The sequence below is a fragment of the Acinetobacter sp. LCT-H3 genome, from assembly GCF_001866125.1.
GTDB classification, from domain to species: domain Bacteria; phylum Pseudomonadota; class Gammaproteobacteria; order Pseudomonadales; family Moraxellaceae; genus Acinetobacter; species Acinetobacter schindleri.
Map to the genome: position 1 here is coordinate 18,647 of NZ_MODX01000027.1, position 14,660 is coordinate 33,306.

The window sequence follows — 14,660 nt, forward strand, 5'->3', positions numbered from 1 at the left end:
AAATTTTTTTTATAGATTCGATGTTTATAGAGATAGACAGGTCCAGATTAGAATCTAGATATTGCGTAAAGTCTTGGCTGATTTGGTGAATTCGGAACTTAAAAAAGCAGAGCTAAGCTCTGCTTTTAAAATTGAACTGTCTTAGAATCGCATACCAATACCTGCATAAGCTAGGATCGGATTAATTTCTACATCGGCTTTAGAATTGATTAACGTTTGCCCGGTATTTTCATTGATTACAGTAATTTTGGATTCGTTTTGCAAATGGGCATAAGACACTGAGCCAACTGCAAACCATTTCTCATTGAAATCATAAGTAAAGCCGGCAGTCACTACAGGAGCAAAAGCATCGGTGGCTTCGAGATCCACTTTCATTCTGCCATTACTGTCCTTCATTTCAAGAGAAGCACCAGCATTTTGATTAATAATATTCTGGATCATATGACCTGCAGCAACCAGATCAGCTTCAATGCCTTTATCCATTTCAAGTTCATTGAAGTAGGCATACATTAACCCTACTCCTACATAGGGGCGGAATTTATTTACTCCTGTCTTACCAAAATGATATTGGAATTCAAAAGCAGGCGTCCATGCACGAGCTTCGGCAGCTTTGCTAGACTGCGCCAGGTCTGTAATTCTAATGTCATTGGCAAGATTTAAATTGCCTGCAATCCCACCCAAAGGCGTTGCCACAGCAGCAAATGGGGCATAAATTGTACCTTTACCTTTGATATCTACTTTGGGGGGAATACCAGCCTTCATTTCAAATGAAACATTATCAGTGAAGAAATAATTGGTCATGATGCCAAGCGTAGTGACATCATCTGCTTCAAGACCTGTTCCCGGGTTATCCCATTCTGAAAGACCATATACATAAGAATCTCCAGAAAGGCCACTAGATACCTGACCCCCAAATGCACCAATTAATCTTACTAATCCTTCAACAACACGATTTGGTCTACGGTCGGGATCAAGGTTATCTATGACGGTTTGTGCTTGAATATCTCCAACTTTGGATTGATAACCTTCATTAATTGCAGTATTTACACGAACGGGCTGTGCTTTACCTTGTGGCATGACATGTAAAGCCCCTACTGAGACTGAAAAACGCTTAAAGCCATCACCTTCTTGCAAGCTGAAATAAGGAGAGTCTGCATGAGCCAGAATAGGCATTAATGCCATTGATCCAATGAATGTCCCTAAAATCTTTTTCATTTGAACTCCTTGTTCAATTTATTCATCTTTGTTTTTGTTATTGTTAATAAACTAAACTTAGTTCAATTAATCTGTATAAAAAACGAGAGTGCTAAGTGGGTGAAAAGTTAATAAATAATGATTTTTATTTCAATGTGTTAATTTATTTTAGTAATTATGTAATTTATTAAATTAAAGATAAAGAGCAGAGTTTAACTCTGCTCTTTGGGTATCTAATGAAATCTATATAATTAGAATCGCATACCAATACCTGCATAGGCCAAGATCGGGTTTACCTCAATATCTGCCTTGGATTCAATTAGTTTGCCGAAGTTATTATCTGTAACTGTGATCGTAGTTTCATTGTTTAAGTGAGCATAAGAGATTGAACCTACCGCAAACCATTTATCATTGAAGTCATAAGTAAAACCTGCAGTGACGACTGGAGCAAAAGCATCTGTTGCTTCAACTTTAACTTTTGGATTAGCGTTTTCATTTGGTGATCCATCTAATGATGCTCCAGCTTTATTATCCAAAATATTAGCAATCATATGACCCGCAGCAATCAGGTCTCTTTCTGTCTGTGGATTAATTTCAAGTTCATTAAAATAAGCATACATGAGGCCTACGCCAATATAAGGACGGAACTTGTTTACGCCAGTTTTACCAAAGTGATACTGGAATTCAAAAGCTGGTGTCCATGCTCGGGCAGAAGCTGCAGGACCATGTGCCTCTAAATCTGTAATAAAAATATCATTGTCTAACTCAATAGAACCGACGATTGGCGAAGCAATTGCACTAAATGGAGCGTATATTTTTCCCTTTCCTTGTAAGTCTACTTTAGGTGGAATCCCAGCTTTCATTTCAAAAGAAATATTATCAGTAAAGAAATAATTGGTCATGATGCCTAAGGTGGTGACATCATCTGCCTCTAACCCAGTTCCCGGATTATTCCAGTTTTCTAAACCATAAATATTTGCCGTACCACTCATGAACGCGGGCAATGTACTATTTGGATTTACACCATTAATTAAATCAATTAGCCAATTAGCCAAACCTGATGAGTTTTCTGCACGGTTATCAATAACTGCCTGGGACGAGATCTCTCCAACATCAGATTGAATACCTTCATAAGCAGCTGTACTTACTTTAAACGGCTGTGCTTTGCCTTGCGGCATGACATGTAAAGCCCCCACTGAGACTGAAAAACGTTTAAAGCCCTCGGCTTCCATACTGAAATATTTTGAATAGTCGGCCGCCTGAGTGGTGGAAGTAATTCCAATAAGTCCGGTAGCCATACATATAAAAGTTGATTTTTTCATCTTAAAGTTCACTCCATGAAGTTTAAATGACGGATTATTATAAGTTCAATTTAGATAATTATAGAGTATTTACTCTACTCTAAAATTGCTTAAATTAAGATAAATGGAATACTTGAGACGTTGTTTTTTTAATCAAAAAATGGTAGCAACATTAAATGAAACATCGTTTGATAACACAATAAAAAGACTTGTTTTTACATCTCGCTCTTTTTTTTTGTACAATAGACTGAGTTATTATTGAGTCAAGCTGATGAGCTCCCCAAATACTCCCAAGAAAAAGCCTTTAGTTAATTTGCCGTTTCCATTGAAGCAAGCTGATCAAGGTGCAACAGATGAGATCTTAGAGGATCTTCGTCCCAAGCCACAACGTTATGCTGATCGAACCTGGATGCCACCACGTGGCACCCGTCGTTCAATGGGAAAACGATAAGTTTTCTAATAAAAAAGCCATGGTTTGACCATGGCTTTTTTATTTATTGCTATTTAAGTCATTTAACTTACTGAGAAGCTGGCATTCTGCGGTCATTATTTTGATAATGACTTCTTTTCTGATGATACATATCTTGATCGGCACGTTTTAGCATGTCTTCAAGACGCTCATCTGCATAGCTGGTTGCATGTCCGATCGATAGGCTGATTGGCTGATGTGAGTAAAACTGGTTATCAACCACTAAAAGTTCATGCAAACTATTGAGACAATTTTGCAAAGCAGTTTGATCCGCACCAGGTAAAAGGACTACAAATTCATCTCCACCAATTCGAGAGGCAGAATAGGGCGTATGTTGAATAAGTTGATTCAGGATATTACCCACGCGACGTAACTGGTTGTCTCCAGCATCGTGTCCAAGGCAGTCATTTAATTCTTTGAGTCCGTTGAGATCCATAAAAATACAGGATACTGGACGCAGTAAATTACGCTCCAGACGGTTCAGTTCCTGCATGTAAAATGAACGGTTACATAGCTGAGTCAAGACATCATGTCTGCCTAGATATTCCAGATAATGTTCAGCTTTTTTACGTGCGGTAATATCTGTCAGGGCAATTTGAACAATACTCCAGTCATGGAGGTAATCAGGAAATACGGTAAATTGAAGCAGGACATGACGGATACTGCCATCCAGTGCATAGTTTACGGCTTCACGCTGATGATGCAGGTTACCATTCCAAAGCTCAATAAGTTGTTCTTTAAAGGTCTGTACCATTTCTTTAGCAAAGACTTTATGTACATTCTTTAATAGAGCATCTTTGGTTGAGGCGCCGAACAGATCGAGAGTGGCCTGATTGACATCAATGATTCTAATCTCTCTAATGCATTCATAAATAAAATCATGATGTACATCCAGAAAAGTTTGAAAATCTTCAATTCCTAAATCACGTAAATGATCTAGTTTAATTTTAATATGGCTAAAATCCTCGATCCATAATGAAGCCGGTGAATAAATAAAACGAGCTTCAGCCAGATGGCGATTTTGTTCTTCTAAACGACGAGCTTGTGTATAAGCAGTGATGTCTTCAGTAGTAATCAAGAGTAAGGAGAGATCATGCTCATGTTGTGGCAGGACAATTCCTTTCAGCTGAATATCCAGACGTTGACCAGTCAAGGTATAGTTTACTGCTGAATGGGAAAATTGAGTGTCTCCATTCCATAGAGCGACGAGTTCCTGGATGTGGGATTTGCTCATATCCTTTTTGAACACGAGATCCAAATTTTGACTGAGATGGTTAAAGTCATCTGCCTGATAAAGTTCTAGTGTTTTAGGATTGACCTTAAGTAGTTTAATTTTTTTCGCACATTCTAAAATACGTGATTCGTCTTCTTGCAAAAAAGTGAGTAAATCCTGCACCCCTTGAGCACGCCAGAGATCAAATTGTTTTTTTACCTCACTAAAATCTTCAAGCCACATGGCAATAGGAGATAGTTCAAAAATTGGAGAATCCAGCATGTTCATTCAAGCAGCTCAATTTTATTATTTAATTTAATGAGGCAAGTATAAGACCAAAAAAATGATTTTAGAATAATGTGATAATTAAATATTTATCTTGAAATTGAACGCTATTTTTATTAGATCACCTTTTATATTTCACAATAAAAAAGCCAATTCAGGAATTGGCTTTGATTGACAATAATTCTGAAATTAAAGAGGGTTTCTACGTGCTTTATTTTCAGGTTTTGGTGGCGCGATTTCACGCTTACCATGCCAAACATCTGAAAAATCCTGTTCATTAATATTATACAGTTCGAGCAGTGCCAGAATCACACCACCAAAGACCATTGGACCTTCAGAATTGTTCTGGAAATCGAAAACCTTACCATTCAAATTATGCAGAATGTCCTGAATCTCAAAAACACGATCACGGCCATTACTGTCTGTTGGATACATTTGGGTATTCAGTAAAATTTTAGCCAGGCTTTTTTCACTATCGGTCACTGCAAGCACTTCGATCAGTTCATCGGTGGGGTCAGCAAAAATGATAGAGTCACGGAAAATGGTTTTAAGGAATTTTTCATTCAATTTCGGAAGCGGTTTTTCTACAAACGGGCGAAAAGATTGCGGGAAAATCACGTTATGTGAAATCCCTTTAAACATAGGTGCAATTTCTTCCACTTTATAACCTGCAATGCCGCAGCCGACCGAGGTCAGGAAATACTTATTTTTCGGATGATTCTTGGTATAAATTTTAAAGTCATCGATATAATGCTGAATCTGTGACAATGGCATTTGTTGCAAATGCTCATTCATTGTAGGAATAGCATAGCTTTGACCAGACCAGCCACGACCAACCCCTTCTACAGCACCAAAGTGCTCAAGCGCTGTTCTTGCGGCACCGCCTGCATGCAGCCCTGCCATATTGCTGCCAAATACAAATACAGTATTTTCTGGCAAGGATTTGACGATGCTTTCATCATGGTATTGGTAAGTCATGGCTTTTGATTCGATATCCTTATTGGTTTCATGTTGCCTTTGAAATTGCTAGGGGTCAAGGCAAATTGTGTCTATAAGAAAGCAAAAGTCTCAAGAGAAATTAGAACTTTATGTAACTGAATTTTAGCTATCTTCATAGAGATGTTTAACGTGCCACTTGCTTGAGTTCTTAAATATTATTAGCTAATTTTTAAATAAATATTCTTGAAATTTAATAAAATATTCAAGGCGGATAAGATGAGATGGAACTGTTTTGTAATCATTCCATTAAGTTACTTATAGACTTCAATTTTTACCAAATAGACACCTGTTTAGGCATTGAGTAATTCAGATTTAACCCCATAATTAGAGCAACAAAATATTGCCAGTGAATTGCCGCCAATTATGTCTGATAAAACCCCTTTCGATTTAGTGACCAGCTATCAACCTGCTGGCGATCAGCCACAAGCCATTGAAAAACTGGTTCAGGGAATTGAGCGGGGCTATAAGAATCAACTATTGCTAGGCGTAACAGGGTCGGGTAAGACTTACACTATGGCCAATGTGATTGCGCGGACACAACGCCCGACCATTGTCATGGCACATAACAAAACCTTGGCAGCTCAGCTCTATGGCGAATTTAAGGCATTCTTCCCGAATAATGCGGTGGAATATTTCGTTAGTTACTATGATTATTATCAGCCTGAAGCCTATGTGCCATCTTCCGATACTTTTATCGAGAAAGATTCAGCAATTAATGATCATATTGACCAGATGCGGTTGTCCGCAACACGAGCTTTATTGGAACGCCGTGATGCCATTATTGTTGCTTCAGTTTCTGCAATCTACGGTTTGGGTGATCCGAATGCCTACATGAGTATGTTACTGCATGTGGTGGAAGGGGATCGTATTGGTCGGGATGATATTATTCGCCGTCTGGTCGAGATGCAATATACCCGCAATGAACTGGAGTTCCTGCGTGGTACCTATCGTATTCGCGGTGAAATTATTGATATTTTCCCTGCGGAATCGGACCAGAATGCAATCCGTATCGAGCTGTTTGATGATGAGGTAGATTCGATCCGCTGGTTTGATCCATTGACTGGCAAAATGATCCGCAAAGTACCGCGTGTGACAATTTATCCAAAAAGCCATTATGTCACACCAAAGGATAATCTGACCCGTGCCATTGAAACCATCCGAGAAGAGCTGAAAGAGCGCCTGGTGTTTTTCCGTGAGAATGACAAATTATTAGAAGCACAGCGTATCGAACAGCGTACCCGTTATGATCTGGAAATGATGCAGCAACTGGGCTATACCAATGGCATCGAAAACTATTCACGTCATTTATCTGGCCGTCCTTCAGGTGAAGCACCGCCAACACTGTTTGATTATGTACCTGATGATGCCTTGCTGATTATTGATGAATCACATGTAACCGTTCCACAGATTGGTGCGATGTATAAGGGCGACCGTTCACGTAAGGAAAATCTGGTGAACTATGGTTTCCGTTTGCCGAGTGCACTGGATAACCGTCCAATGAAATTTGAGGAATGGGAACGTATTGTTCCAACCACGGTCTATGTCAGTGCAACGCCAGCACGATATGAACTGGAAAAGTCAGAACAAATTGTAGAGCAGGTGGTGCGTCCAACAGGATTGGTCGATCCTGAAATTGAAATCCGTCCAGTGCTGACCCAGGTCGATGATGTATTGTCCGAAATCAATATCCGCAAAGATCTGAATGAACGTGTACTGGTGACGACATTAACCAAGCGTATGGCAGAAGACCTGACTTCATATTTGAAAGAATATGGCGTAAAGGTAGCCTACTTGCACTCAGATATCGACACTGTAGAGCGGGTAAAAATTATTCATGAATTGCGTACCGGTATTTACGATGTGCTGGTCGGGATTAACCTGTTACGTGAAGGTCTGGATATGCCAGAAGTGTCCTTGGTAGCGATTCTGGATGCAGATAAAGAAGGTTTCCTGCGTTCCGAACGTTCGCTGATTCAGACCATTGGTCGTGCTGCACGTAACTTGAAAGGTAAAGCAATTCTTTATGCGGACCGGATTACGGACTCCATGCAAAAAGCAATTGATGAAACGGATCGTCGTCGTACCAAACAAATTCAGTTTAATGAAGAGCATGGTATTGTCCCACGCAGTGCCGTACGTCAGGTGATCAAGGAAATCGATACTGGAGAGGTGCTCGATGATGATCAAATTGATGAACGTATCTCAGATCAGGCTAAAGCTTTAAGTGCGGATGAGCGGCATCTGCTGGCAGATCCAAAACTGTTTGCAAAGCATATGACTAAACTTGAAAAAGAGATGCTGAAAGCTTCTAAAGAACTGCAGTTTGAACAGGCAGCGCGTTTGCGTGATGAAATTCTACGCTTGAAGGCTCAGATGCTGAGTTAAGCAATTGATCTGCCTATGATTAGTTGTGCAAAACTAATCATAAATCTTACATATCGATACACAATCATTCACACGATGACGTTATTGTTGTTACAGATAAAATTTTACAAAAACATGTGGTTCACTCATCTGTGTGAATGAAAGGATACTTTATGACAACTAAGAATTTTTCTCAGGCAAGTCTAAAAATTGCCAAAATTGCGATTGGTAGTGCTGTTCTTCTGGGTTTGGGCGCTACGACCATGGCATATGCGCAAAAAGAGTCATTACCGACTGTGGAAAAAGTTGAACTGGACCGTTATTTGGGTAAATGGTACGAAGTGGCGCGTAAGCCTTTATATTTTCAGAATAAGTGTGACCGTGATGTCACAGCAACGTATACTTTGAATGAAAATGGCAATATCGTGGTTGATAACCGCTGTATTAAAAAAGATGGTGAACAAACCCAGTCAGGGGGTGAGGCATTTGTGCAAAATCCACCCCAAAATACCAAATTAAAAGTCAGTTTCTTGCCAGACTTCATTCGCTGGATTCCTGTCGGACGTGGCGATTATTGGGTCTTGAAACTGGATGAAAACTATCAAACCGTTTTGGTCGGTGAGCCTAAACGTAAATATATGTGGATACTCTCACGTGACCCGCAGTTGGATAAAAATGTAGTGAATGAATATTTACAATACGCACAGTCAGTCGGTTATGACCTGAGTGATGTGATTCACACCAAACAAACTGCGCGATAAACTCAGTTTATCCTCAAACCATGCTTCGGCATGGTTTTTTTATATTTATACAATCAGAAGCTACACCTTGAAAATTTATCATTCGATCAAAGAATAGAGACAAGTATTCTTGAAGACATCCCGATATAATGCGCGCAAAGAGATTTTGGGGTAGTGAATGTATAAAGGGATCGCGCTGTCAGTGCTGGCGTCACTGGTTTTTGGTGTGCTTTATATTTTCACGCCTTTTCTGCAGCCACTAGACAGTGAGCAAACCTTTGCATGGCGTATGTTGGCGACCCTCCCGTTTCTGACGGCGTTTATGTGGTGGTCAGGTGATCTCAATCATATCGGCAGTATTTTTAAGCGAATTCTACAGCAGCCGACGTTTCTGATCTGGTTAATTATTAGCTCTTTACTTTGTACAACCCAACTCTGGTTATTCTTATGGGGGCCGATTAATGGTCGCGGCCTGCAAGTGTCGCTGGGTTATTTCCTGTTGCCTTTGGTGATGGTTCTGGTTGGCTGTGTGCTCTATAAAGAAAAATTGTCTGCCTGGCAGATGGCGGCGGTGGTTTGTGCGGTATTGGGCGTGGGACATGAAATCTGGCGGATTGGTTTTATTGCCTGGGAAACGGTCTATGTGGCTTTGGCTTATCCACTGTATTTCTTCCTGCGCCGTCGCTTTGGTACGGATCACTTGGGTGGATTCTGGTGGGACTTGTGTCTGATTCTGCCAGTGGCTTTCTATCTGGGCTTTGTACATAGCGATTCTCTCAAGCTAATGGTCAATTTCACTCATCTCATCTTGGCAGTGTTGGGTTTGGGTTTCTTAAGTGCTTTAGGCTTAGGTAGTTATATTCTGGCAAGCCGTTATCTGCCTTTTGTGATTTTTGGTCTGCTGAGCTATCTGGAGCCAGTGTTACTGGCTTTTGCCTCGATGGCACTTGGGGAACGGGTAGAATCTGGAGAATGGCTGACCTATATCCCGATTTGGCTAGCGGTGATGGTGCTGATTGTGGAAGGAATATTGCATTTAAAACAGCAGCAGTTGAAAAAAGATGAACTTGAAAAAAAAGCTGAAAAACTGGAAAAACTCAAAAAAAATAATGAATAATGCTATTTGCATAAGTGTGATATTCGTCAGATAATTTTGACGTAAATGTTATCTAATTCATGTACCATTTTGTTTAAAAGAATGTTCGTTATATTTAAAGGGGATAAACATGTCACAGATTGCGATTCCATATCAGTTACGTGCACATTTATCCCAACTGGAACCGAGCCTCGATTTAGAATGGGAGCGGGAGCTTAAAGCCGTTCTGGCAGATATCTCGCCTGAGCTCAAGGAAAGTATCAATTTTCAGATTTTAAAGCCAAAAAGAATTCTCTGGGATCAGGAAACCAATCAATACCGTTATCAGGCTTATCATTCGGTAGAAGCTTTAAGCCAAAAATTTCTGAATGACCGGATGCGTTATTATGCCAGCACGTTCGGTCTCTCTTTGAAAAGCCTGCTCGGGTTAAATGACAGCTTGCAAGTTGCCGACTACCTGGAAAACGTGCTCGAGCAGATTGATAAAATTGAAGTCAATGAAAACTTCCAGATGCAGCGTGAAAAGCTGGAGCTACGTCGTACTTTTTTGTTGAATGCTGCTGAAATTATTCGTGGTCTTCAATTACAGCCGATCGAAGGCGTACGTAAGCTCACTGAACAGCAGGTTAAATGCTTCATTATTGAAGTGTTTATCAAGCAACAGTTGTTGGGCTACTGGTATAAACCTTTATTAAAAAAACAGACTGCGGAAATGCAACATCCGCTATTCCGTTATTTTCTGATTAAAGAACAGCAAATCCGTCATTTTGATATTGTCCGCACTTCACAGTTTTTATTTATCGTTGCGCCTGTGATGGATGTACAACAAAACCCGTATTCTATTCGTCGCTTCCTCATAGAAGAAAAAGGTGCATTAGAAGGTCAAGTTTATCTGAATATTCTGGTTCTGGATCTGAAAGAGGATATGAATGAAGAGGTAGTAGAGACACTGAAATCCCAGATGCAGCGAATGGTAACCTTGCAAAGCCAGATCCATCTGGACGTCAGGGACATTGTGCATAATCTGGAGCAGGTCTCTGAACTAAAGTTATTACCTTTGCTGGTCGAACCGGTTCAAGTGGTCGAAAAGAATGCCGATGTTGTTGCGCAACGCCATTTGAAGCAGTTGGAGGAAATTCTGACACGGGAATTGCTGCTGCCAATGCGGGATGCGATTCGTGATCATTTGTCGCATATTGAAGAGTTTGCTTATCTCTATTTACATGTACATAAAATCTTTACTGAAATTTTAGCCTATTACCGGGACTTCAAAGCTCAGCCAGGATTTATGTTTAATTCCTATATCCAGAATTTCGAATATAAGTTATTGGCATTTATCCGTTTGCTGGAAAAGCGTAAGGGTGAAACCTTTATTCCGATGAACCGGAATGAATGGCAGGTAATGCATCAGCGTTCCGAGCAGCCGATTAAAGATATTCAAACCACGATTGCCGATAATGTGCAGCAATATCGGGATCTGAAAAAATATATCAATACGTTGAACCGTCAGAAAGCCGAATATGAAAAAAAATCCATGCTGAAAAAGCTTTGGCGTAAAGATAATTCAGATGAGGCAATAGAAATTGCACTGAATAAATTGCAGCAGTTAAAACGTAGCATGTTCCTGGAAATTATTCAGGTGCCAAGAACCCATGAAAACAGCAGTGTATTTCTAGAATTTGAAAGTTTGCAAAGTTTCCAGAAAGTTGAGCGTCACTATGCCTTTCCTTGTGGAGATAATGGTCTCACCCGTTTACCTGTACTGATTCATTTGCCAGAAACTTATGATGATTTCGATGTGGAAAACTTTAATGCTTCTATGAGCTTGGATATGAATTTTTCAGCAGGCAGCAGGCTGCAACTGGATCATGAAAATGCAGTCAACTTCGAGATTTAGATTTGTGTGAATAAACAACATTTAACAAAAATCTGGTTTAGAGCTTGAAAAATGTTATTTTTCGATTTTTAAATGCAAAATCATCTGACTAATTACAACTATTTTCAAAATTTATAGTGAATATAGGCCTTTTTCCTCAAGACTTTGGCAGCTTTCGATTCAAACTTGCTGCCAATTCCATTACAATTATGGGGTTTTGAAATTTATGCTTAGATTTACAATTAATTAGAGGACGTATCTGTGAGCAAAGACACTATCGTTGCCCTCCATGCAGAGCACCAAGGTCGCTGGAAAAACCGTGAAGAACTCGCGGAGCGTATGATTGCCCTAGTAGGTCAGTTATATCGTGAAAAAAATATCGTAGCTACAGTTTACGGTCGCTCTTTAATTAACCGTTCTGTAATCCAGATCCTTAAAGCGCATCGTCGTACTCGTGTACTGGACGTTGAGCTTTCTGTTGTAGACACTTTCCCAGTCCTTGAAGCATTGGCGAAAATTGAAAACATCGGTACTGCTGAAATTGATCTAGGCAAACTTGCTGTTGAATTCAAAGCAAAAGGTGGTGATGTTAACGCATTCGTTGCTGACGCTGTGAAATCTCTTGAAGGCAATGCAACTTCAGTTGAAGGTAAGGACGTTGTACTTTACGGTTTTGGTCGTATCGGCCGTATTCTTGCACGTTTGATGATCAGCCAGTCAGGTCTAGGCCGTGGCTTGAACCTGAAAGCAATCGTGGTTCGTAAATCATCTGACGGTGACTTGGAAAAACGTGCGTCATTATTACGTCGTGACTCAATCCATGGTCCATTCGCGGGTACGATCTCTGTAGATGAAGAAAATGAAGCAATTATTGCAAATGGTCAGTTCATCAAAGTGATCTATGCATCTAATCCATCTGAAGTGGATTACACTGCATACGGTATCGAAAACGCACTAGTAATCGACAACACGGGTAAATGGCGTGATGCGGAAGGTCTTGCTCAACACCTGAAATGCCCGGGCGCTGCGCGTGTCATTCTGACTGCACCTGGTAAAGGTGACATGAAGAACGTTGTATATGGCGTAAACCAGGCTGACATCCTTGATGAAGACAAAATCATCTCTGCAGCAAGCTGTACAACGAACGCGATCACTCCAACACTGAAAGTGTTAAACGACAAGTACACAGTGATCAATGGTCATGTTGAAACAGTTCACTCGTTCACGAACGACCAGAACCTGATCGACAATTACCACAAAGCTGATCGTCGTGGCCGTGCTGCTACACTGAACATGGTAATTACTGAAACTGGTGCTGCTAAGGCCGTTGCAAAAGCGCTTCCAGTACTTCAAGGTAAACTGACAGGTAACTCTGTACGTGTACCTACACCAAACGTATCTCTTGCGATTCTTAACCTGACTTTGGGTCAAGAAGTTGATCGTGACGAAGTGAATGAATACATTCGCCAAATCTCTATCAATTCTAACCTTCAAGGTCAAATTGGTTATACCAACTCGACTGAAGTTGTATCTTCTGACTTTATCGGTTCACGTACTGCAGGTGTATTTGACGCGCAAGCGACTATCACTTCAGGCAACCGTTTAACTGCTTATGTTTGGTACGATAACGAAGTAGGTTATAGCTGCCAAGTATTACGTATCGCTGAACAAATGGGCGGCGTAAGCTATCCAAAAGTTCCTGCTGAAACTAATGCATAATTAGTATTGAGCTGAAAAAAGGGCCTCATTTGAGGCTCTTTTTTATTGCATGTTTTTTAGGTTTAAGTTTTGGATTTAAATGGAATATTAATTTGAAAATAACCTTGCTGATGAATTCTTGATCTGATAACTTTCTAAATGAAAGTACATGCTGAAAAGTAAGTTTATAAATTAAGAGAAATATTATGTCAGCTTATGAAACCAGTAAATTACTGGGTCAGGTTTTATCAACAGAATGTCCTTCACGTGAAATACTGGAACACTTAGCCAATAAATGGTCGATTCTGGTGTTACGTTGCTTAAGTGATGGCGTACATCGTTTCAGTGAGCTGAAACAGCGCATTGAAGGGGTGAGTGAAAAGATGCTGGCCCAGACTTTAAAAATGCTGGAGCAGGACGGGTTCATTTTAAGAACAGTCTATCCTGTCGTACCACCAAAAGTGGAATATCAGTTGACCATTACTGGTTCACAGGCCGCAGAAAAAATAAATTATCTGATTGGCTGGTTAGAGCGTAGTCTGCCGGAGATTTTAGAAAATAAAGAACGTGTTCCAAAATAGAAGCTAAATTGCTTTTGAGGAAGCAATAAATGAAAAAGTCAGAAAATTTGGTTGCTACTTTAATTGGTAATCTATTGGATTTTATGTGCGATCAGTATTGCTCTTTATGCGCTGATACAAATGTTTGTAGAAGATAAGTCTACTGCAAAAAAAATCTTTTGATTTGGTCGGCGACAATGTTTGCACCTATAGCGGTGTTGATGATTTATACAAGTTGAAAAAAACAAAAAAGTACAGAGCTTATATTTCAACAATATAAGTATATTGATGCAATTAATTAAGGTGGAGACTAAATATAATATATTGAAAAATATGGTCTTAGTTGGCGATGATAATTATGACCATTTAAAAAAGACAACTTCATCTATTTGACGATGATTGTATTTTTCTAAAAAAGAGTGTTTGGTTTTAAAAGAGCTGATAAGTGACGAAAGCGGTAAAAAGGAATTAAAAAAATTAATAAATTTCCCTCTCCTTAAAGCAGAGGGTTAAGGAGAGGTCAATTAAGATGAAATTTTTATCTCAAGCCTCTTCCTGAAATCCCACCGATCAATCAGTAAAATTCCAATCGAGAAAATAAAGCCAAGTACCACGCAACCGATCCACTCAAAATGCTCCCAGGCATAGACTGTACCCAGTGAACCCAAAGCTGCGCCGCTAAAATAAATGGTCATATACACGGCATTAATCCGTGAACGTGATTTTAAATCAATCCGATAAACCAGATTCTGATTCAATACATGGAACGCGGTCAGGCCAAAATAAGCCATCAATACGCCAATCGCGTAGATTACAATATTCTGCTGCGCAAAATATAAGGGCAGTAATGTGGTTCCGTTAATTA

The 14,660-nt window shown here is 39.8% G+C and carries 11 protein-coding genes and 1 pseudogene; 7 read left to right on the forward strand and 5 right to left on the reverse strand.

Annotation, left to right across the window (positions count from 1 at the left end):
* Nucleotides 1–141: 141 nt before the first annotated feature.
* A complete protein-coding gene (locus BK820_RS12525) occupies nucleotides 142–1,215 on the reverse strand; it encodes an OmpW/AlkL family protein (RefSeq protein ID WP_071321102.1) in 1,074 nt (357 codons plus the stop codon).
* A gap of 230 nt (nucleotides 1,216–1,445) precedes the next feature.
* Nucleotides 1,446–2,516: an OmpW/AlkL family protein gene (locus BK820_RS12530; protein WP_004893975.1), complete on the reverse strand. Its 1,071-nt coding sequence runs from the start codon at nucleotides 2,514–2,516 to the stop codon at nucleotides 1,446–1,448.
* 250 nt (nucleotides 2,517–2,766) lie between these two features.
* On the opposite strand from BK820_RS12530, the gene BK820_RS12535 reads away from it, so the two are divergent.
* Nucleotides 2,767–2,946, forward strand: a complete 180-nt coding sequence (locus BK820_RS12535) for a hypothetical protein (protein ID WP_004810533.1) — start codon at nucleotides 2,767–2,769, stop codon at nucleotides 2,944–2,946.
* Nucleotides 2,947–3,013: 67 nt separating this feature from the next.
* Here BK820_RS12535 and BK820_RS12540 read toward each other — a convergent pair whose 3' ends face one another.
* On the reverse strand, nucleotides 3,014–4,465 hold the full coding sequence (locus BK820_RS12540) for a sensor domain-containing diguanylate cyclase (protein ID WP_071321103.1): 1,452 nt from the start codon (nucleotides 4,463–4,465) through the stop codon (nucleotides 3,014–3,016).
* A gap of 186 nt (nucleotides 4,466–4,651) precedes the next feature.
* Nucleotides 4,652–5,440: an A1S_2505 family phage non-structural protein gene (locus tag BK820_RS12545; protein ID WP_048881538.1), complete on the reverse strand. Its 789-nt coding sequence runs from the start codon at nucleotides 5,438–5,440 to the stop codon at nucleotides 4,652–4,654.
* 384 nt (nucleotides 5,441–5,824) lie between these two features.
* Here BK820_RS12545 and uvrB point away from each other — a divergent pair, with 384 nt between their 5' ends.
* The 6 genes from uvrB to BK820_RS12575 all read left to right on the forward strand — a co-directional run bounded on the left by uvrB (nucleotide 5,825) and on the right by BK820_RS12575 (nucleotide 13,816).
* Nucleotides 5,825–7,846: an excinuclease ABC subunit UvrB gene (uvrB, locus tag BK820_RS12550; protein WP_008304885.1), complete on the forward strand. Its 2,022-nt coding sequence runs from the start codon at nucleotides 5,825–5,827 to the stop codon at nucleotides 7,844–7,846.
* Nucleotides 7,847–7,998: 152 nt separating this feature from the next.
* Nucleotides 7,999–8,586: a lipocalin family protein gene (locus tag BK820_RS12555; RefSeq protein ID WP_048881537.1), complete on the forward strand. Its 588-nt coding sequence runs from the start codon at nucleotides 7,999–8,001 to the stop codon at nucleotides 8,584–8,586.
* 157 nt (nucleotides 8,587–8,743) lie between these two features.
* Entirely contained in the window at nucleotides 8,744–9,682 is a 939-nt protein-coding gene (gene rarD, locus BK820_RS12560) for an EamA family transporter RarD (RefSeq protein WP_071321104.1), read from the forward strand.
* Nucleotides 9,683–9,791: 109 nt separating this feature from the next.
* Nucleotides 9,792–11,558, forward strand: coding sequence for a hypothetical protein (locus BK820_RS12565; RefSeq protein ID WP_071321105.1), 1,767 nt, complete (start codon nucleotides 9,792–9,794; stop codon nucleotides 11,556–11,558).
* A gap of 240 nt (nucleotides 11,559–11,798) precedes the next feature.
* Nucleotides 11,799–13,256 carry a glyceraldehyde-3-phosphate dehydrogenase gene (locus BK820_RS12570; protein WP_071321106.1) on the forward strand — a complete coding sequence of 486 codons (1,458 nt, stop codon included), beginning with the start codon at nucleotides 11,799–11,801 and terminating at the stop codon, nucleotides 13,254–13,256.
* Nucleotides 13,257–13,441: 185 nt separating this feature from the next.
* Entirely contained in the window at nucleotides 13,442–13,816 is a 375-nt protein-coding gene (locus BK820_RS12575; protein ID WP_005221474.1) for a winged helix-turn-helix transcriptional regulator, read from the forward strand.
* Between the two features lie 503 nt (nucleotides 13,817–14,319).
* On the opposite strand, the pseudogene BK820_RS12580 reads toward BK820_RS12575, so the two are convergent.
* A pseudogene (locus BK820_RS12580) lies at nucleotides 14,320–14,660 on the reverse strand (MFS transporter); the annotation flags it as partial.

Coding starts and splice junctions, on each gene's coding strand:
- BK820_RS12525 (WP_071321102.1), bottom strand. CDS start 1,215: ATGAAAAAGATTTTAGGGACATTCATTGGATCAATGGCATTAATGCCT.
- BK820_RS12530 (WP_004893975.1), bottom strand. CDS start 2,516: ATGAAAAAATCAACTTTTATATGTATGGCTACCGGACTTATTGGAATT.
- BK820_RS12535 (WP_004810533.1), top strand. CDS start 2,767: ATGAGCTCCCCAAATACTCCCAAGAAAAAGCCTTTAGTTAATTTGCCG.
- BK820_RS12540 (WP_071321103.1), bottom strand. CDS start 4,465: ATGAACATGCTGGATTCTCCAATTTTTGAACTATCTCCTATTGCCATG.
- BK820_RS12545 (WP_048881538.1), bottom strand. CDS start 5,440: ATGACTTACCAATACCATGATGAAAGCATCGTCAAATCCTTGCCAGAA.
- uvrB (WP_008304885.1), top strand. CDS start 5,825: ATGTCTGATAAAACCCCTTTCGATTTAGTGACCAGCTATCAACCTGCT.
- BK820_RS12555 (WP_048881537.1), top strand. CDS start 7,999: ATGACAACTAAGAATTTTTCTCAGGCAAGTCTAAAAATTGCCAAAATT.
- rarD (WP_071321104.1), top strand. CDS start 8,744: ATGTATAAAGGGATCGCGCTGTCAGTGCTGGCGTCACTGGTTTTTGGT.
- BK820_RS12565 (WP_071321105.1), top strand. CDS start 9,792: ATGTCACAGATTGCGATTCCATATCAGTTACGTGCACATTTATCCCAA.
- BK820_RS12575 (WP_005221474.1), top strand. CDS start 13,442: ATGTCAGCTTATGAAACCAGTAAATTACTGGGTCAGGTTTTATCAACA.